Genomic DNA, 18876 nt, shown 5'->3' with positions numbered 1-18876 from the left:
CGAGGGCTGCTCAGTTCCCGGCGATGCTTCGCTTGGCCTTGTCCGCGCGCTGCCAGACCGGCGTTCGTTTGGGGGCCGGCAGACGCCGATCCAAGCGCACCCACCGGGGCACCACCAGCTCGCGCAAGACCTCGCCCACCAGGTGAAGCTGGGCAATGTGCGCCTCCTTGGTCGTCCCGGAGAAGCCTCGGATATGAAAGCCACCGACGTCGGCCCGATAGAGACGCATCAGGTTTCGCGGGGCCGGGGTGCGCAGCCATACTTTCTGGGCGCGCACCACGTCGATCAGCGCCGCGGCCGTCTCCGTCGTACTGGCATATCCCGGCGGGACGATCGATGAATGCGTAAAAACGAATTGCTTTTTGCCGTCCATCGCGTCTTGCGCAAAACGCATGAACGCGTCGAGCTGTTTGCCATCGACCTTGCGCGCGGGGGGCAGAGCGGCGGCCAAATAGTTGGCGTGCAGACCGTCTAATAGGACGACGGTGTCGATGCGATCGTAATACCCTTGTGTGAGGATATGACGAATGGCGCCATACCCGGCGCTCCACGCAAATAGCGAAATCCGGCGCACCTGCAGCCGCGGGTTATTGCGGCTCACGCGCAGGCGCGTTTCCATATCGTCCAGCATTCTCCGGAAATGCGCCGGATCGACGAAAGCATCGGCGTAAGCCTTCGATCCGCAGCCATACGTGAGGGCCACCACCACGGCGCCGCGACCTTGTTCGCGATACTCCTTGGCGGCCGCCTTCCCCGCGTGAAAATGAAATACGACATCGAAGTAGTCCGACCGCAGTTTCTTGGGTGCGAGGTACCACCCTCCAAAACCGGTCGGCTGCCACGCGTCCTCGTAGATGCTCGGCCCCGCCGGCCCGACCATCGGCGCATCGGCGGAGCCCATCGCCATCGAACCACCCGCCGAGGCAGGCGCGTCCGCCGTCGAACCGGGCGCGCCCCATGTCTCGGGCGCCTGCGGGGTCGCAGGAAGACGGGAAGACGGGAACGAAACGAGAGGACCCACGAAATCGGCTCGTCTCCCGTCTTCCCGTCTTCCTGTGACCCCCGAAGAAGCGAACCGTCCCTCGTCGTTCTCGAACGAAGACGTCTCCTCGCACGCGAACGACGCTGCAAGGGGCCCGCCGGCGCCGGCCGGACGGGCGGAGCAGTCGAACAAAAGCAAAGCCGAAGCGGCCACGGCGAACGACGCGTGGAGCGCGAAGCCAAATGGGCGCCGCGCTCGCAGCATCGTTCAGACTCGCAATCCGGGCGCGGGATAGCCGTCGCAGAGCTCACGCACTTCGGCGGCGACCTTTTCGATGCGGGCTTTTTCCTCCGGCGCAGCCACCACGTACTCCATCCAATCGGCGAGCTTGACCATCACGTCCTTGCCCATCTTGCGCGATGTCACCGACGGGGTTCCGAGACGGATACCCGAGGGATCGAACGGCTTGCGCGGGTCGAACGGGACGGCGTTGTAGTTCAGGACGATGTTTGCTTGGTCCAACGCTTTCGATGCGACCTTGCCGGGGATGGTTTTGTTGGTGAGATCGACCAGCAAAAGATGGTTGTCCGTGCCGCCGGTGACCAGCGAAAATCCCCGCGCCGCGAGGGCCTCGCCCAGGGCCTTGGCATTTTCGACGATGGCCTTCGCGTACTCCTTGAACGCCGGGGTGCTGGCCTCGTGCGCCGCCACCGCAATGGCGGCCGTCGTATGGTTGTGCGGGCCGCCCTGCACCCCCGGGAACACCGCGCGATCGATCTTGGCCGCGTGCTCCTTCTTGCAGAGGATCATGCCGCCGCGCGGACCGCGCAGCGTTTTGTGGGTGGTGGACGTCACCACATCCGCGATGCCCACCGGCGACGGGTGCACGCCGGCCGCGACGAGCCCGGCGATGTGGGCGATGTCCACGGCCAAAATCGCACCGACCTCGTCGGCGATTTCACGGAACGCCTTGAAGTCGAGCGTGCGCGGGTACGCGGTGGTGCCGCACCAGAGCAGCTTCGGACGGTGCTCCTTGGCCAGGCGGCGGACTTCATCGACGTCGATGCGGTGGTCGTCGCGGCGAACGCCGTACGGCACGCTGTTGAAGTACCTGCCGCTGATGGAAACGTTGTGGCCATGGGTGAGATGCCCGCCGGCGGCGAGGCCCAGGCCCATGACCGTGTCGCCCGCGTTCAGGAAGGCGAGGTAGACGGCCAGGTTCGCGGGGCTGCCCGAGTAGGGCTGCACATTGACGTGAATGTCATCGACCGAGCCGTGTGCGGTGGCGCCGAACAGGGCCTTCAGGCGGGCGATGGCCAGCTCCTCGACCTCGTCGATCACCGCTTGGCCTTCGTAGTACCGCTTTTTCGCGTAACCTTCGGAGTACTTGTTGGTGAGACACGAGCCGGTAGCTTCCATCACGGCGCGCGAAGCGTAATTTTCGCTCGCGATGAGGCGTAACGACTCATGCTCCCGCCGGTTTTCCGCCTCGATGAGACGAAAGATCTCGGGATCGACTTGGGCCAAAGCTTCGTCTGTTGCGTGATTCATTCCGGACTCCCGGCCACGTCGGGCCTCTTGTTTCACCTGCGCTCCATCAGCGCTCGGTTCGTGCGTGTCTTGTCGCATGTCTATGGTATGCGTGGAAGAGCCGTGGCCCCCGCGATTCGCTTCCGCCCCTCTCGTCTCATTTTCTTCACATTGCTTCTCGCGGGCACCTCTGGCGCCCTCGAGACGAAGCCCGCGTATGCCCAAGATCGCGGCGCGTTTCCGCTCGACAAACCACGCGAGCGACGAAGCGGCCTGATCATCGGTATATCCACGGGTCCTGCGTTCGTGGCCGCCAGCGGCTATCCGAACTCCGCCGTGAAGACAGGCGATCCGCGCTACTACGCGGCCAGCGGTGTGGTCGTGGGGTCGAGCTCGACCTTCATGATCATGGGTGCGCTGGCCGACTACCTGAACTTTGGCTTTTGGTTCGGCGGCGGAAGCGGTGAGAACAGCGACTGGAAGCTCACCAGCGGCGGTGGCGGCGTACGCGTCGAGGTCTTTCCGCTCTTTTCGGTGGTGCCCAAGCTGAGGGATCTCGGCATCAGCGGCCAATTCGGGGTGGGCGCCGCGGAGATGAAGGCGAAGCACGGGCCTTCGCCCGGCGCCGACGGCGTGCAGTCCTTCATCGCCACCGGCGCGTTCTACGAGTTCCGCATCTTCGACCTGTGGGGCACGCACTTTACGCTCGCGCCCCAGGTCGAATACCAGGCGATCTTCTCCGAGCCGTTCTCGCAGCATGGCGCGGCCGCCGGTGTGCGTCTCGCGCTCTACGGCGGGCCGTGATGGTGCAGGCCAGTCCGTTGGATCCGTTCGGACTGCTCGGCCAAGTGCTCGACGGGCAGTTTCGGATCGACGAGGTGATGGGCGAGGGGAGCGCGAGTGTCCTCTACCGCGGAGAACACGTCGGGTTCGACGCGAAGGTCGCCGTCAAGTGCCTGAAGCTGCAGTCGCAGCTCGAGTCGGCCCACGTCGAGACGTTCATGCGGCGCTTTCGCGAGGAAGGGCGCGTGTCCTTCAAGCTCTCGCTCGGGCACGGCCACATCGTGCGCTGCATCACCATCGGCACCACCCTGGCGCCCAAATCGGGCGCGCTGGTGCCCTACACCGTGCTGGAGTGGCTCGACGGAAAGCCCCTGGCGCGTCACTTCGAGGCGCGCCGCATGGCGGGCGGGCAAGGGCGGCCGCTCGCGGACTTGTTCCCGCTGCTCGACACGGCCATCGACGCGGTGGCCTATGCGCACACGCAGGGCATCGCGCACCGGAACCTGCATCCCGAGAACATTTTCCTGGTCGAGACCGAGACCCGCACCGAGTCCAAGGTGCTCGACTTTGGCCTGGCCAAGGCCGGCAGCGACGCGGCGCTCGCGCAAACGCACGACGAGGGGGCCGACGCACAGGCGCCCGCGGGCCCTTTCCGCATCTTTTCGCCTGCGTATGCGGCGCCGGAGCAGTTCGACGAGAAGCTCGGGGCCATCGGGCCTTGGACCGACGTGTACTCGCTGGCGATGGTGCTCCTCGAGGGCATGCGCGATCAGCCCCCGTTCCTCGGCCTCACCTTGCGCGAGCTGATCGCCAAGACCGTCTCGCCCGCCGCGAGCCTTTCGCCGCGCGATTTCGGCTTGGTCGTGCCCGACGAGGTGCAAGAGGTGTTCGCGCGCGCGCTGGCGCGGGAGCCGTCCAAGCGCATCCCCAACGCGGGGGAGCTCTGGTCGGCCTTGAAGGCGGCGGCGATCCCGGCGGTCGATGCCACCCTGCGCATGGACGCCCTCCCCGATTTCGCGGCGATCGCCGTCGGATCCGGTCCGCTCGCCTACGAAGATGGGCCCACCATCGATGATCGCAAGGCGCTCGACGAGGACGGTCCGACCATCGACGAGTCGCTCGGGAGCGTGCGCGCCCGCGCAGGGGCGGAGTTTTCCGCGCTCGCCCAGGCGTGGGAGGCGGGGCCCGCGGCATCGGGGCACGAGGACGCGCTGCACACGAAGCCCGAGGCGCCGGAGCAGCCCGCGGCAAGCGCACCGGCGCCCGCGCCCGCCGAGCCCGCCAATCCCGTCGAGGCACACAACGCACGCGTGGAGCTCCCCACGGGGGATCGCACCGGCGCGCACCACGCGATGTCGCCCGATGCGACGGGGCCGAGCAAGCGCGCCGCATCGCAGGAGCCGGACGCGCGGCACACCCGCGGCTCGGTGGTGTTGGCCGTGCTCTTGGGCGGCGGCGCCGCCGTGGTGCTCTTGGCGGCGATCGCGAGCCTGTATCTGAAGAAGCTCCAGAGCGCGAACGACGCGGTGTCGCCCGATCCGCCGCCGGGTGCGGCGTCGCGGGTCGATAGTCCTTCCCACATGGGGGCACCTGCGCACACGAACGAGGCCGATCCTATTGCGGGGTGGGAGGACGCAGGTGGAGGTGCTGCAGCCATGGTGGCACCCGCGGCACGGGGAGGCGCGAAGGTGGCCGGTCGCAAGGCGGCGGCTGCGGCGGGGTCGAAGCCGGTGGCTTCGGTGCCGGACGAGCCGACCGAGCTGCCCCCGGTGGACCCCACGGTGTTCAATGCGCGGGCTGCGCAGGCCTCGCTGCGGGTCCTCGACGCCATTCTTGCGAGCTGCCGGCGTTCGGACGGGCAAGGGGGCGAGGGGAGCGCGCGGGTGACCTTCGCCAACGATGGCTCGGTTTCCGGGGTAAAAGTGACCGGACCTCTTGCGGACGGGCCCGAGGGCGAGTGCGTGGCCATGCGCTATCGAAACGCGAAGGTTCCCCCGTTCGAGGGACCGCCGGCCTTTGTGGAGCACGCTTTTCGGCTGCCAAAATGAAGGAGGTCGGGCGGGCCGGGGTGGTATGGTTCACCCTGCGATGCAAAGAGACCCTTTCCGCTTCAACGGCACTGTGATCGATGGCCAGTTTCGTATCGATCAGTGGATTGGTGAAGGTGGTTTCAGCAACGTCTACAAGGGGTTTCATCTCGGGCTGAACGAGCCGATTGCGGTCAAATGTCTCAAGCCGATCGCGGACGCGCCCGACGTGGTGCAGGACTTCGTGAATCGGTTTCGGGACGAGAGCCGCATCGCCTACCGGCTCTCGCAAGGAAACCTGGACATCGTTCGCTGCGTCGCGAGCGGCACCACCATCGCGCCCATCGGGGTGAGGATCCCCTACATGGTCCTGGAGTGGCTCGAGGGTGAGTCCCTCGCGGTGCACTTCCGCGGCCGCGCCCAGGCCAAGATGAAAGGGCGCTCGCTCAAGGAGACGTTCGAGCTCTTCACGCCCGCGGGCGAGGCGCTCGTTTACGCGCACTCGCACGGCATCGTTCACCGGGACATCAAGCCGGGAAACCTCTTTCTCACCCGAACGCGCCAGGGAACGACCCGCCTCAAGGTGCTCGACTTCGGCATGGCCAAGGTGCTCGGCGACGGTTCGTCCTCCGAGTCGACCGGCTTTTCGCGCCTGGCGATGAGCATGGGGAACATCGCTATTTTCTCGCCGCCCTACGCGGCCCCCGAGCAGTTCGATCCCACGCTCGGCCCCATCGGGCCCCGGGTCGACGTGTACTCGTTTGCGCTGGTCTTTCTCGAGGCGCTGCTCGATCGACGCGTGCGCACCGGTGAGACCGACGCGGAGTGTTTGATTCAAGCATGCAAACCCGCCGTACCCATCACGCCACGCGGGCTCGGGCTCCAATTGCCCGACGCCGTCGAGCGCATCCTGACCCAGGCCTGCGCGACAAATCCGCGAGAACGCCCGCAGAGTATGGAAGAATTCTGGGGCAAGTTGAGAAATGCCATGCAGGGGAACGTGAGAGACCCGAAGAACGACAAGGACGATCCCCAGGATTGGGGTGACGTCGCCGACAGCATTCCCCCCGATGCCGATGGCCCCGCCACGATCGTAGCCGACAGCGAGGGGTTGTTCGATGACGAGCCGCCCGGCCCGCCCCTGCCTCCGATCCCGGGCCCCGGTACGAACCGCCTGCCCAACGTGCAAGTCGCCTCGAACGACGAGGAGGCCACGCGCACGATCGACGTGAACAGCCTTCCGTCGCTCCCCGGCCAGCCCCCGCAGCAGCCCATTCCGCCCGAGGTGAAGGACTTTCTGCAGCGCACCGGCCTCGCCGCCAGCGCGCGCATGCCGTCCCCCTCCACGCCGCAAGCGGGCGGCGGTCTGCCGCAGACCGGCGCGGGCGCCAAGCCGTTTGCGCGCCCCTCGCAGCCGGGCGCGTTCCATCTTCCGCGCCCCACGATTCCGCGTCCGGAGGGCGGCCCCGCATCGTCGGGCGCGCCGCGCATCCCCGCGCCGCTCCCCGCCGCCGGGACCCCGGCCGAGGGCGTGCCCGCGCGAACCGAAGGCGCCAACGGGCGCGCAGGCGCGGGCAATCCGCCTCGGCCGGGCGGCACCTTGGCCATGCCCATCCAGGTCCCGAACGCGAACAACGACGACAACGGCCCCTCGTCGAGCGAGCTGCCGACCACCGTGGGCTCGTTGAGCGAGCACATTTCCGGACCTGCGGCCATCCCGAGCGGTGGACCCGCGGCGGGCAAGCCGGCGGGCGGACCTCCGGCCTTTGGCAGCGGCCAGCAGGGCGCCCGCTTCGATCTGGCCAGCGCCGAGACGCAGTTTGCCCCCGATGGACCTGCGCCCTCGCCCTTCACGGGGCCGCCCGGGCAGCAGCCGTTCTATCCGCCGTCGTTCTCCACGGGGAGCGGCCCCGGGGCGAGCGCCAAAGGTTCGCAGCCGGGGGCGGGCGCCGGCGCCAACAAGACCGTGGCCCTCTCGAGCGCCGCGTTTGCGCAGTTCTCCGCGACGCCGCCGGCCGATCCCGATGCCGAGGCGCCGACCCAGGCGCAGTTCGCGCCGCAGCTCCAAGATGCGATGGCGTACAACCCGCCGCCGGCCTATCCGCCGGCCTATCCGCCGCAGCAGCAAGGGAGCCCCTTTGGCGGCGCCGAAGCCGCGGCGCAGCAAGTGGCCTCGCCGTTTGGCTCCTACGGCAACGCGCCCGGCGCCTCGTCTCCCTTCGGCGGCAGCGGTGGTGGCGGCGGTCCCTACGGCCCGCCCCCGGGGCTCGGCGGCACCAGCGCCATGCCGCAGATGAACATGCCCGGGGCCGCGCCGCCGCAGCAAGCGCCCGGTGGAAGCTGGCCGCAGCCGCAAGGTCTTCCGCCGCAGCAGCCGGGGGCGCAAGGCTTCCAGCCTCCCCAGGCCTTCCCGCAGCAGCCGCCGCCCGGTGCGGCGCCGTATGGCGCGCAGCCGCAGAAGCCGAAGTTGATCTTGATCGGGCTGATCGCAGCCCTCGCGGTCATTCTGCTCATCGGCGCGGGCTACGCCGCGTACACCTTGCTCCATGGCTCCGGCACCGAGGCCGGGACCACCGAGCCGCCGGCTACGCCCTCGGCGGGAACCGAGGCGACCAATCCGCCGGCGCAGCCGTCGGCCACCGTGCAGCCGCCCCCGCCCGAGACGGTTCCTCCTCCGCCTCCTCCTCCTCCGCCTGCGCCGACCGTCGAAAAGACGGTCGAGCCCCCGCCTTCGGCGGCCACGCCGGCGGCGCCCGCGGATCCGCCGCGCCGCCCTCCGACGTCCGACCGCCCCACGGGCGCCCCCCCCGGCGACCGTTCCCCGACGCCCGACAAGCCGCCGGCCCCCAAGCCAAACTCGGCACCCGGGACCGACACCGGGCCCACGCAGGTTCAACGTCCTGCTCCGGGCGCGGCCACCGAGCCGGGCAAGTTCGATCCGGCGGCTGCGCGCGCGGCGCTCAAGAAGCAGGAGAGCGTCCTCGCGAGCTGCAAGCGCCCCGATGGGCCCACCGGCCCGGGCAAGGTGCGCGTCACCTTCCTCGGCGATGGCTCGGTCATGAACTCGGTCGTGGTGGGGCCTCCCTACGAGGGAACCACCGTGGGCGACTGCGTGGCCACCCGATTCAAGTACACCCGGGGACCCAAGTTCGATGGGAACCCCGGCATGATCGATTACTCCTTCAACATCAACAAGTAAGACCGTGAACCCTGGGGACAGGCCCGTGAACGATCCCATCTCGCACAAGCTGTTCGAACGGGCCCAGGCCCTCATCCCCGGTGGCGTCAACAGCCCGGTGCGCGCGTTTCGCGCGGTGGGCGGCGATCCCGTGTTCATCGCGCGCGCCGAGGGGGCGTACGTCTACGGGGCGAATGGTGCACAATACACGGATTATGTCGGCTCCTGGGGGCCGATGATCCTGGGCCATACGCACCCCGAGGTGATCAAGGCCATCGTCGCAGCGGCCGCCAACGGCACGAGCTATGGCGCGCCCACGGAGCTCGAGGTGCGCTTCGCCGAGAAGCTCACGCAGCTCTACCCGTCGATTGAAATGGTGCGCGCCGTCTCCAGCGGCACCGAGGCTACGATGTCGGCCATCCGCGCGGCGCGCGGCTTCACGGGGCGCGACGTCACCGTGAAGTTCGAGGGCTGCTACCACGGCCACGCCGATTTTCTGCTCGTGAAGGCCGGCTCCGGCTTGGCCACCTTGGGCGTGCCCGACTCGGCGGGGGTCCCCTCGTCGACCGCGGGCCACACCTCCACCTTGGCGTACAACGATCGCGCGGCCCTTCGCGAGCTCTTCGCGGCGCGCGGGGATCAGATCGCGGCCGTCATCGTCGAGCCGGTGGTCGGCAACATGGGCTGCGTGCCCCCGGTACCGGGCTTCCTCGAGGAGATCGTGGCGCTCTGCCAGAAGCACGGCGCCGTGTCCATCTTCGACGAGGTGATGACCGGCTGTCGGGTCGCGCTGGGCGGCATGCAGCAGCGCACGGGCCTCACGCCGGACATGACCTGCCTCGGCAAGATCATCGGCGGCGGCCTTCCGCTCGCGGCCTACGGCGGCAAGCGCGCCATCATGCAGCAGGTGGCGCCCCTCGGCCCCGTGTACCAAGCGGGCACCTTGAGCGGCAACCCCGTGGCCGTCAGCGCGGGCCTCGCCACCCTCGAGCGCCTCGACGCCGGCGCCTACGAAAAGCTGGAGCACCTCGCGTCGCGCCTCGAGCAGGGGCTGCTCGCCGCGCTCGCGCGCACCAAAACGAGCGGCCACGTGCAGCGCGTGGGCTCCATGCTCACGCTCTTCTTCAACGATGGCAGCCCCGTTCGCGACTGGGCCGACGCCAAGAAGAGCGACACCGAGCGCTTCGGCCGCTGGCACCGCGCCATGATCACGCGCGGGCAGTACTTCCCCCCGTCGCAGTTCGAGGCGGCCTTCGTGAGCATCGCGCACACCGAGGCCGACATCGACGCGACCGTGCGAGCCGCCGAAGAGGCTATGCTGGAGCGTGCCTGAGCTCCCCGACGTCACCGTTTATGTCGAAGCGATCGCCGCGCGCATCGTCGGCGAGCCGCTCCTCAAGATCCGCCTCGCGAGCCCCTTCGTCCTTCGCACCGTAGCGCCGCCGCCGGCGCGCTTCGAAGGCCAGCTCGTCACCGCCATCCGGCGCGTTGGAAAGCGCATCGTGCTGGTGGTCGGCGCGGGCGAGCCGCAGCTCTTCGTGGTCATTCACTTGATGGTCGCGGGGCGTTTTCGCTACGTGGCGGCGGGCGCCAAGGTCCCGGCCAAGGTGGGCCTGGCGGCCTTCGACTTTCCGAAGGGCACCTTGGTGCTCACGGAGGTCTCCAAGAAGAAGCGGGCCTCCATCCACCTCGTCGAGGGCGAGGCGGCGCTCCGCGCGCTCGATCGCGGCGGCATCGAGGTGCTCTCCGCCAAGCTCCCCGCCTTCAAAAAAGCGCTCACCGGCGAGAACCATACGCTCAAGCGCTCCCTCACCGATCCGCGCCTCTTCAGCGGCATCGGCAACGCCTACTCGGACGAGATCCTCCATCGCGCGGGCCTCTCGCCCGTGCGCTTGACGTCGCAGCTCTCGGACGAGGAGATCGCGCGTCTCTTCGAGGCCACCAAGTCGACCTTGGTCGAGTGGACCGATCGCCTCCGCGAGGAAACCGGCGACAAATTTCCGGAGAAGGTCACCGCGTTCCGCGAAGAAATGGCCGTGCACGGCCGCTACGGCAAGCCGTGCCCCGTGTGCGGCGGCAATGTCCAGCGCATCGTCTACGCCGAGAACGAGACCAACTACTGCCCCCGCTGCCAAACCGGCGGCAAGCTGCTGATGGATCGCTCGCTCTCGCGCCTTCTGAAAGACGATTGGCCCAAGACGATCGACGAGCTCGAGGAGCGCCGCGGCGCGCGGGAGTGAGTGACCGGCATCGCGGCGCGCGCGGGAGTGACGGAAACGACGTCGCGTGACGGAAACGACGTCGCGTGACGGAAACGACGTCGCGTGACGGAAACGACGTCGCGGCGCGCGGGCGTCATCGCGCATGCGGCGCGGGGCTAACGACGGTTGCGGCGCCTTCGCAGCAGGCGCGTGGCCGATGCGCCGAAGATCAGCGCCCCGGCGGCGAGCCCGCCGTACGAAATGCCACCCGGTGGCTGCGGGGAAGCACCGCACCCTTTTCCGGCCGACGGATCGAGCGGATCGACCTCGTACGAATCGCTGCCGCGCCCGCCGCCGCCATCGACGAGCTTCCCGCCGCCCGACTTTCCCGCGTCCGGATTGCTCGCCCCGCCGGAGTCGGAGTCGCCGCCATCGGGCACCTGCGCGTCGGTTCCAATGATGATATCCGCGCACGAGAAGTACGTGCTCGCGTCGGTGGCCGCCGTGCAGCCGGCGGAGGAGCCCGACATGATCTGCCGCACGCGCAGCACGCAGTGCTCGCACTCCACGCCGCCGTCGAGCCGGATGGTGCTCGTGCGGGTGAGGGGCACGCCGTTGGCGTCGTCTGGAATGGTTTGAAGGACTTGAAAATTCTTGTCGTCCCCCGTCTTCGAGAGCTCCACGACGAAGCACCCTTCGTGATCGATGGTCTCCGTCCACGAGAGCTTCAAGTCTCCCGTCTTCTCGAATTTGTATTTGGGTGCCCCCGGGCTCCGCCCGCCGCAAGGTCCTACTTTGCAATCGGCGTCGTCGCACGTGAGATCGCGCGGCACGGGCGATGTCAACACCGCATGCCCCCACGCGCTCGCGCTGGCCAAAAGAAGCGCCATCGATGTGGCACCGGCGAACGTCATCCACTTGCGCATGCATCGCGGTGAGCATCGCTCGTGCCACCACCTCGATTGCGCGCCCGCCCCGCGGCCCGTCCCGCAAGTCCGCTGCACCCCAACGAAACGTCTTCCGCGCCCAAGGTGCGCAGCCGGATCCCCGTGGCTCCTGGATCCGCCGTGACCAGGGCAAATCGTCCAATCGGCGCATTTGCCGAGAACGTTTTCGCACCGGCGGTCGAATCATTCGTTGTACTCGCGTACCCGCGGGAGAGCGGCCGAGCCCGCGCAGGAGACCTTGCCTTGGTGGATCCCACCCCGAACCCCGATCGAAACCCTTACCAAGCCCCACAAGCGCAGGGACCGTGGTCTACCATCGCCCCCACGCCCGCGCCCTATCCTGGATCTGGGCCTGGATCTGGGCCTGGGTGGCACCACTCTCCTTTTAAGCCGCTCAAGGCCTTCGGGCTCGCGTCCGCCGTCGCCATGGTGGCTTCCGTTGCAGCTGGCCTTCTCATGGTTGCGGCCCTCTTCTTGGTGATGTGGAACGCGTCGTATTTGAACCTGGTAAAGGTGCTCCTCATCAGCGTCGGGGCCATTCAAAAGATCATCACCTTGCTCGCCATCTACTTCTTTCTCGCGTGGACCCGCAACGCTGCGCACAACGTGCACGCGTTTCAACGAAGTGGATTGCAGTACACGCCCGGGTGGTGCGTCGGCTGGTTCTTCGTTCCGCTTGCAAATTTCGTGATGCCTTATCGTGTCTTTTCCCAGATATGGTCCGCCAGTGAGCCCGAAAGGGGTATCGGAATTCAATTTTGGCGCAGTACGCCCCTCTTGTTGGTTTGGTGGTCGAGCTACGTGGCCTCGCGCCTCGTAAATGTTTTCGCATCGTTCTTGGCCAACGGGAGCCTCGTGGGCATCGGGGTCGTCGGTCTGATCGACGCCGTCCTCACCGGCGTTGCGGCCGTGGCCATCATCCTGGTCATGCGCGAAATCGAGGCCAATCAGGGAAAAATAGCGGCATCGTTTCAAAGCCCCACCGCGGCATAAGTACAAATGAGCTAACCAAAGCGCACCTTGCACGGCGACCCCGAAAAGCAAGAAGCCCGAGCAGCGCCTCGGAAAGAGGCCCCTGCTCGGGCTCCCACACAACCGCCCGCGCGGCGCGCCGCCGCTACTTCGCTTTGCGCGCCCGCAACGCCGCCTGCGAGACCGCCAGCCGCGCGATGGGCACACGGAACGGCGAGCAGCTCACGTAATCCAGGCCCACGGATTGGAAGAACTCGCACGATGCGGGATCGCCGCCGTGCTCCCCGCAGATCCCGAGCTTGATGTTCGGACGGGTCTTGCGACCGCGCTCCACGGCAATTTGCACCAGCGCGCCCACGCCCTCCGTGTCGATGGACACGAACGGATCTTTCGGCAGGAGCCCCGTCTCGACATAGGCCGGAAGGAACTTCCCGGCGTCGTCGCGCGACAGGCCCATGGCCGACTGGGTCAAATCGTTGGTGCCGAAGGAGAAGAACTCCGCCACGTTCGCCAATTGATCGGCCACGATGGCCGCCCGCGGCAGCTCCACCATCGTACCGAAGGAGAAAGGAACCGGCTTCGCGTTGGCGAAGACCTCGCCCGCCACCTTGTCCACGATGGCGCGCATCCGCAAAAGCTCACCCGCCGTGATGGCCAGCGGGATCATGATCTCCGGATAGACCTCGGTGCCTTGGCTGGCCACGTGCAGCGCCGCCTCGAGGATCGCGCGGACCTGCATCGCATAGATCTCGGGGTAGGTGATGGCGAGGCGGCAGCCGCGGTGCCCGAGCATCGGGTTGAACTCGTGCAGATCCTTGGTGCGCGTCTCGAGCTTCTCGACCGAGACGCCCATGGTGCGCGACAGCTGCTGCAGCTGCTTGGGATCGTTCGGCAAGAACTCGTGCAGCGGCGGGTCGAGGAGGCGGATGGTGACCTTCAGGCCTCGCATCTCCTGGAAGATGCCCACGAAGTCCTCGCGCTGGAACGGGAGGAGCTTGGCGAGGGCACGCTCGCGCTGCTGCACGTCGTCGGAGAGGATCATCTCGCGCATGGCGCTGATGCGGTCCTCCTCGAAGAACATATGCTCCGTGCGGCAAAGCCCGATGCCCTCGGCCCCGAACGAGCGCGCGGTGCGCGCGTCCAGCGGCGTGTCGGCGTTGGCGCGCACCTTCATGGTGCGGACCTTGTCGGCCCACGCCATGAGCTCGCCGAACTCGCCCGCGAGCGCCGCCGGAATGGTGGGCACCTCGCCGGCGTAGATGGTGCCGGTGGAGCCGTCGATGGTCACGACGTCGCCCTTCTTCAGGACCACCGTCTCCGACTGCCGCCCCTCCGCGTCGTACACGGTGACGGTCAAGGTCTGCTCCGCGTAGCTGATGCTCGCGGCCGAACATCCCGCGATGCACGCCTTGCCCATGCCGCGCGCGATCACCGCCGCGTGGCTGGTCATGCCGCCGCGCGAGGTGATGATGCCGCGCGCCGCCTTCATTCCATGGATGTCCTCGGGCGAGGTCTCCACCCGCACCAGGATGACCGGCTTGCCCTGGGCGGCCCGCTTCTCGGCCTCGTCTGCGCTGAAGACGATGTGCCCCACGGCCGCCCCCGGGCTGGCCGCCAAGCCGCGCGCGAGGAACTTCTTCGGCGCCTTGGGATCCAAGGTCGGGTGCAGCAGCTGATCGAGCGAGCTTGCGTCGACCCGCAGGATGGCCTCCTCCTGCGAGATGAGCTTCTCTTTCGCCTGCTCCACCGCGATGCGCACGGCCGCGCGGCTCGTGCGCTTTCCGGAGCGGCACTGGAGCATGTACAGCTTGCCCGATTGGATCGTGAACTCGAGATCTTGCATATCGCGGAAGTGCGACTCGAGCTTCTCGGAGATGCGCAGGAGCGCCTGGTACGCGTCGGGCATTTTGGCCTCGAGCGACTCCGGGCTCCCATCGATGGGGAGCGGCGTGCGGATGCCCGCGACCACGTCCTCGCCTTGCGCCTTCGGGAGCCACTCGCCGAAGATCTTCTTTTCGCCCGTGGACGGGTTGCGCGTGAAGGCCACGCCGGTGGCGCTGGTGTCACCCAGGTTGCCGAAGACCATTGCTTGTACATTGCACGCAGTTCCCCAGCTGTCGGGGATGTCGTGCATGCGGCGGTAGACCACCGCGCGGTGCGTGTTCCAGGAGCGGAAGACGGCGCGGATGGCGCCGCGCAGCTGCTCGTGCGGATCGCTCGGGAAGTCCTTTCCGCTCGTCTTCTTGACGATGCTCAAGAACTCCGCGACCAGCGCCTTCAAGTCGTCGGCCGAGAGCTCCGAGTCGGGGACCTTCTTCTTCAGCTCTTCCGCGTTGATGCGTGTGATGTCGAGCCCTTTGGCCTGCGCGGTCTTGACGCGCAGCTTGTCCAGCGCCGCGTTGAACGGCTCGCGCTCGAGCTCCAGCGCCACGTCCGAGTACATGGCGATGAAGCGCCGGTAGGCGTCGTAGGCGAAGCGCGCGTCGCCCGTCTTCTTCGCCAGACCCTCGGCGCACGCGTCGTTCAGGCCCAGGTTCAAGATGGTGTCCATCATGCCCGGCATCGACGCCCGCGCCCCCGAGCGAACGCTCACCAGGAGCGGATTTTCGGGATCGCCGAACTTGGCCCCGGTCACCGCCTCGACCTTCGCCAGCGCCTCGGCGATCTCCGCGTCCACGCCGCTCGGCAGATCCGGCTTGTTCGGGGTCGCGAAGAACTCCGTGCACACTTCGGTCGACAGGGTGAATCCGGGCGGCACGGGGAGTCCGAGTGCCGTCATCTCCGCCAGGCCGGCACCTTTGCCGCCCAGAAGATCGCGCCGCTTGCTGTCGCCTTCGGCCTTCCCCTCCCCAAAGAAGAAAACCCGCTTGGTCATGATGCTCTCCAGTGATGCGTTGTTGGCGAAAAGTGCCAGGGCACCTAGCCGAGTTTCGAGAAGTCTCCAATGCGAAGCATGGATTTCGCTCCATAGGACAGGAGCTCGAGTCGTTTTTTGGTGTTGGGATCGTTCGGGTCGTTGACCAGGGTGGTGACGAAGATTTCGTCGATGCGCTGCGCGAGATCCTCCGCCTGGTGAAGCGCGCTCTCCACCGCACGCTCGTGCTTCAAGCTGGCCGTCGCCGTGTCGATAGCGCACACCACGTCATGGATCGTGGCGTCTTTGCTCGAGGCCGCGAAGCCCTCTTTGGGGTGCAAAATGGGGGCGGCGTCTTTGCTGATTCCGTTCAAGCGCTTGGCCACCGTGCGTGCCTTCTCCAACCACGATGCTCCCGAGCTGACCACCGCTTGGAGCGCGCGCGCCTTGGCCATCGCAAAGTAAGGATAGCCCTCGATGGGCGCCTCCACCCCCGCCGCGAAGGCGTGCCCCGTGAGCACGGCGTCGGCCACTTGGCTGCTGGTGCGGGTCGCGATCCAGTTGCGAAGCCGCTCGCGACCAAACTCGCTGACCTTGGCGATCGTCTCCTCGCGCGTCGCATCGAGCTTCTTGCCCGTATACAAATCGTACGCCAACCCCACCAGCTCGCCGAAGTGCAGCTCGCCCCAGGCCGGGCTCTCCTCGGCCGACTCGATGAGGATGCGCAGCACCGCGATGCACGCGCGCCGGAGCGCATACGGATCGGCGGTGCCGGTGGGCGACAGGCCGATGGCGAAGCAGCCGACCAAGGTGTCGAGCCGGTCGGCCAGCGCGATGACCCGCGCCACGTCGCTCGGCGCGATCCGATCGTCGGCGCCCACCGGGCGATAATGATCGCGGATGGCGTCGCACACCTCGGGATCTTCGCCCGCACCCTGCGCGTACGCGCGCCCCATCGTGCCTTGCAGCTCGGGGAACTCGCCGACCATGAGGGACACCAAGTCGTTCTTCGACAGGTGCGCGGCGCGCTGAATCTTTTTGGCGGCGTCCGCCGAGAGCCCCAGCCGCTCCGCGATGCGCGCCGCCAGCGCCTCGAAGCGGGCCACCTTTTCGCGCACGGTGCCGAGCCGCGCCACGAAGACGATGCCGCCCAGCTTTTCGACCCGCGCCTCGACGTTGGTCTTCTTGTCCTCCCCGAAGAAGAACTGCGCATCGGAGAGGCGCGCGCGCATCACGCGGTCGTTGCCGAGGGCCACCTTGTCCGGCCGGTTCGCCGTGTTCACCACCGCCAGGTAGTGCGGAAGGAGCTCCTCCTCGTTCTTTTGAACGCAGAAGTACTTCTGATGTCCGCGCGCCACCGCCCGAATGACGGGCGCCGGAAGAGCTAGAAAATCCGGCGAGAAGCTCCCCACCACCGTGTGCGGCTCCTCCACCAACGACGCATTTTCATCGACCAGCGCCGGATCCGGATCGTGGGTGCCGCCGAGCTCCCGGGCCGCGCGGGCGACGCCGTCCATCATGGTGCGGGCGCGCTCATCGCGGTCGACCAGCACGTGCACGGAGCGCAGCGCATCGACATAGCCGTCGGCGTGCTCGAGCGAGAGGGCGGCGGGGGCCAAGAAACGATGGCCAAAGGTCTTTCGGTCGCTTCGCACGCCGGCGAAGGTGGCGTCGATGACTTGGTCGCCCAGGAGCACGACCAGCCATTGGACGGGCCGTGCGAAGGTGACATCGCCCGAACCCCATCGCATCGATTTGCGGAACGGGATGGAGGCGCAAATCTCGGCGACGGCGGCGCCCAAAAGGGACGTGGCCTCCCGCCCTTGTTCTTGCCGGCGCGCCACCACATAGCGGCCAGGCTTCTGCTTCGGCCCCGCGGCTTTTTCGACGATCGAGAGCGCTTCCACCGAAACGCCCAGTTTGGCCGCGAACGCTTCCGCGGCTCGGGTCGGTTTGCCGTCTTTGAAGGCGGCTGCCTCCGGCGGGCCGATGACCTCCTCGTCCAGGCTCGTTTGGGTGGGGCTGAGCTCATGCACGAGCACCGCGAGCCGGCGGGCAGTGCCTAGGGCATAGACATTGCCGTGCTCCAGCCGCAGTTGGCCGAGCTTTTCCCGCACCAGGTTGGGGAGTGCGGCGAGCGCGGCATCGACGAAGGACGAGGGGAGCTCCTCCACCCCAATCTCGAGAAGAAGCGTAGGTCGGGTCATCGTGAGGGGCGCCAAGCTACTTTCGGGAGCGAAAAGCAGCAAGGCTTGCGTCTATGGTAGAGACGATAGCCATGGCGAGCTCCAAGTCCCGCTCCGGCGCACGCGAATCGGCCAAGGCGCCCGCCCCGCCCCACCAGGGCGTGGAGCGCGCGATCGACGGCTCCGCCCAGGGCGACGACGTTCGCTACGACCGCACCCTTCGGCCCCAGCGCTTCGACGACTATGTCGGACAGAGCAAGCACAAGGAGAACCTGCGGGTCTTCGTTCAAGCCGCCCGCCAGCGCGGCGAGCCTTTGGACCATCTGCTGCTCTGCGGACCCCCCGGTCTGGGCAAGACCACGTTGGCCCAGATCCTCGCCCACGAAATGGGCGTGGACCTCTGCATGACCAACGGCCCGGTGGTCGAGCACAAAGGGGCGCTGGCGGGGCTGCTCACCAAGCTGCAGCCGCGCGACATCCTCTTCATCGACGAGATCCACCGGCTCAATCCCGTGGTGGAGGAGAGCCTCTATCCGGCCATGGAGGACTTTCGCATCGACGTGATGACGGGCGAGGGCGCCTTTGCCTCGTCGCTCCAAATCGGCATCAGCCCCTTTACCTTGGTGGGGGCCACCACGCGCACGGGCCTCTTGACGGCGCCGCTCTATTCGCGTTTCGGCCATGTTTTGCGGCTGGATTTCTATCCGCCCGAGGACCTCGCGCTCATCGTCACCCGCAGCGCGCGCCTGCTCGAGGTGACCATCTCGCCCGACGCCGCCGACGAGATCGCCCGCCGCTCCCGCGGCACCCCGCGCATCGCCAACCGCCTTCTGCGCCGGGTGCGCGACTTCGCTCAGGTGCTGGGCAGCGGCAAGATCGATGTGGCCATCGTGCGGGACGCCTGCCAGCGCCTGGAGGTCGATGCGGCCGGATTCGACCAAATGGACAGACGGCTCTTGCAGGTCATCATCGAGGACTACGAAGGGGGGCCGGTGGGCGTGGAGACCCTGGCCGCCGCGCTCGGCGAGCCGCGCGATACGATTGAAGACGTTTACGAGCCGTATTTGCTCCAGCAGGGATATCTGGGGCGCACCCCGCGCGGCAGGGTGGCCACGAAGAAGGCCTTTGCACACCTGGGCATCGCGCTTTCCGGGGAGCGGGCCGAGGGCGGGCCACAGAAAAAGCTCTTCTAACTGGCGATAATCAAAGAGCCCGC

12 protein-coding genes are annotated in these 18876 nt (G+C 67.5%); 7 read left to right on the top strand and 5 right to left on the bottom strand.

The annotated features are described in order from the left end of the window. Nucleotides 1–10: 10 nt before the first annotated feature. On the bottom strand, nt 11–1021 hold the full coding sequence (locus tag LZC94_35345; protein WXB13109.1) for a hypothetical protein: 1011 nt from the start codon (nt 1019–1021) through the stop codon (nt 11–13). A 228-nt stretch (nt 1022–1249) separates the two neighbouring features. Continuing rightward, complete coding sequence (locus tag LZC94_35340; protein WXB13108.1) at nt 1250–2533, bottom strand: serine hydroxymethyltransferase; 1284 nt, start codon at nt 2531–2533, stop codon at nt 1250–1252. A gap of 102 nt (nt 2534–2635) precedes the next feature. On the opposite strand from LZC94_35340, the gene LZC94_35335 reads away from it, so the two are divergent. From LZC94_35335 to LZC94_35315, 5 genes are read left to right on the top strand one after another with little or no spacing between them, the layout of a single operon-like run. Further along, nucleotides 2636–3316: a hypothetical protein gene (locus tag LZC94_35335; protein WXB13107.1), complete on the top strand. Its 681-nt coding sequence runs from the start codon at nt 2636–2638 to the stop codon at nt 3314–3316. After that, entirely contained in the window at nt 3316–5343 is a 2028-nt protein-coding gene (locus tag LZC94_35330; protein ID WXB13106.1) for a serine/threonine protein kinase, read from the top strand. Before LZC94_35335 ends, LZC94_35330 begins: the two co-directional genes overlap by 1 nt. A gap of 40 nt (nt 5344–5383) precedes the next feature. After that, the gene (locus LZC94_35325; protein WXB13105.1) at nt 5384–8521 is read left to right on the top strand and encodes a protein kinase; all 3138 of its coding nucleotides are present in this window, start codon (nt 5384–5386) and stop codon (nt 8519–8521) included. Nucleotides 8522–8546: 25 nt separating this feature from the next. Then, nucleotides 8547–9833: a glutamate-1-semialdehyde 2,1-aminomutase gene (gene hemL / locus LZC94_35320; protein ID WXB13104.1), complete on the top strand. Its 1287-nt coding sequence runs from the start codon at nt 8547–8549 to the stop codon at nt 9831–9833. Further along, nucleotides 9826–10740, top strand: a complete 915-nt coding sequence (locus LZC94_35315; protein ID WXB13103.1) for a formamidopyrimidine-DNA glycosylase — start codon at nt 9826–9828, stop codon at nt 10738–10740. Before hemL ends, LZC94_35315 begins: the two co-directional genes overlap by 8 nt. A 137-nt stretch (nt 10741–10877) precedes the next feature. Here the strand turns inward: LZC94_35315 and LZC94_35310 are convergent, their stop codons facing one another. Beyond that, the gene (locus LZC94_35310; protein WXB13102.1) at nt 10878–11615 is read right to left on the bottom strand and encodes a lytic polysaccharide monooxygenase; all 738 of its coding nucleotides are present in this window, start codon (nt 11613–11615) and stop codon (nt 10878–10880) included. Between the two features lie 489 nt (nt 11616–12104). On the opposite strand from LZC94_35310, the gene LZC94_35305 reads away from it, so the two are divergent. Next, complete coding sequence (locus LZC94_35305) at nt 12105–12641, top strand: DUF4328 domain-containing protein (protein WXB13101.1); 537 nt, start codon at nt 12105–12107, stop codon at nt 12639–12641. A gap of 124 nt (nt 12642–12765) precedes the next feature. Here the strand turns inward: LZC94_35305 and ppdK are convergent, their stop codons facing one another. Further along, nucleotides 12766–15495, bottom strand: a complete 2730-nt coding sequence (ppdK, locus tag LZC94_35300; protein WXB13100.1) for a pyruvate, phosphate dikinase — start codon at nt 15493–15495, stop codon at nt 12766–12768. Nucleotides 15496–15539: 44 nt separating this feature from the next. Next, nucleotides 15540–17681 carry a glycine--tRNA ligase subunit beta gene (glyS, locus tag LZC94_35295; GenBank protein WXB13099.1) on the bottom strand — a complete coding sequence of 714 codons (2142 nt, stop codon included), beginning with the start codon at nt 17679–17681 and terminating at the stop codon, nt 15540–15542. A 71-nt stretch (nt 17682–17752) separates the two neighbouring features. On the opposite strand from glyS, the gene ruvB reads away from it, so the two are divergent. Further along, the gene (gene ruvB, locus LZC94_35290; GenBank protein ID WXB13098.1) at nt 17753–18853 is read left to right on the top strand and encodes a Holliday junction branch migration DNA helicase RuvB; all 1101 of its coding nucleotides are present in this window, start codon (nt 17753–17755) and stop codon (nt 18851–18853) included. The last annotated feature ends 23 nt before the right edge of the window (nt 18854–18876 follow it).

Source organism: Sorangiineae bacterium MSr11954 (genome assembly GCA_037157815.1).
GTDB classification, from domain to species: Bacteria; Myxococcota_A; Polyangia; order Polyangiales; family Polyangiaceae; genus Pendulispora; species Pendulispora albinea.
This window is presented reverse-complemented; position numbering and strand designations above follow the sequence as displayed.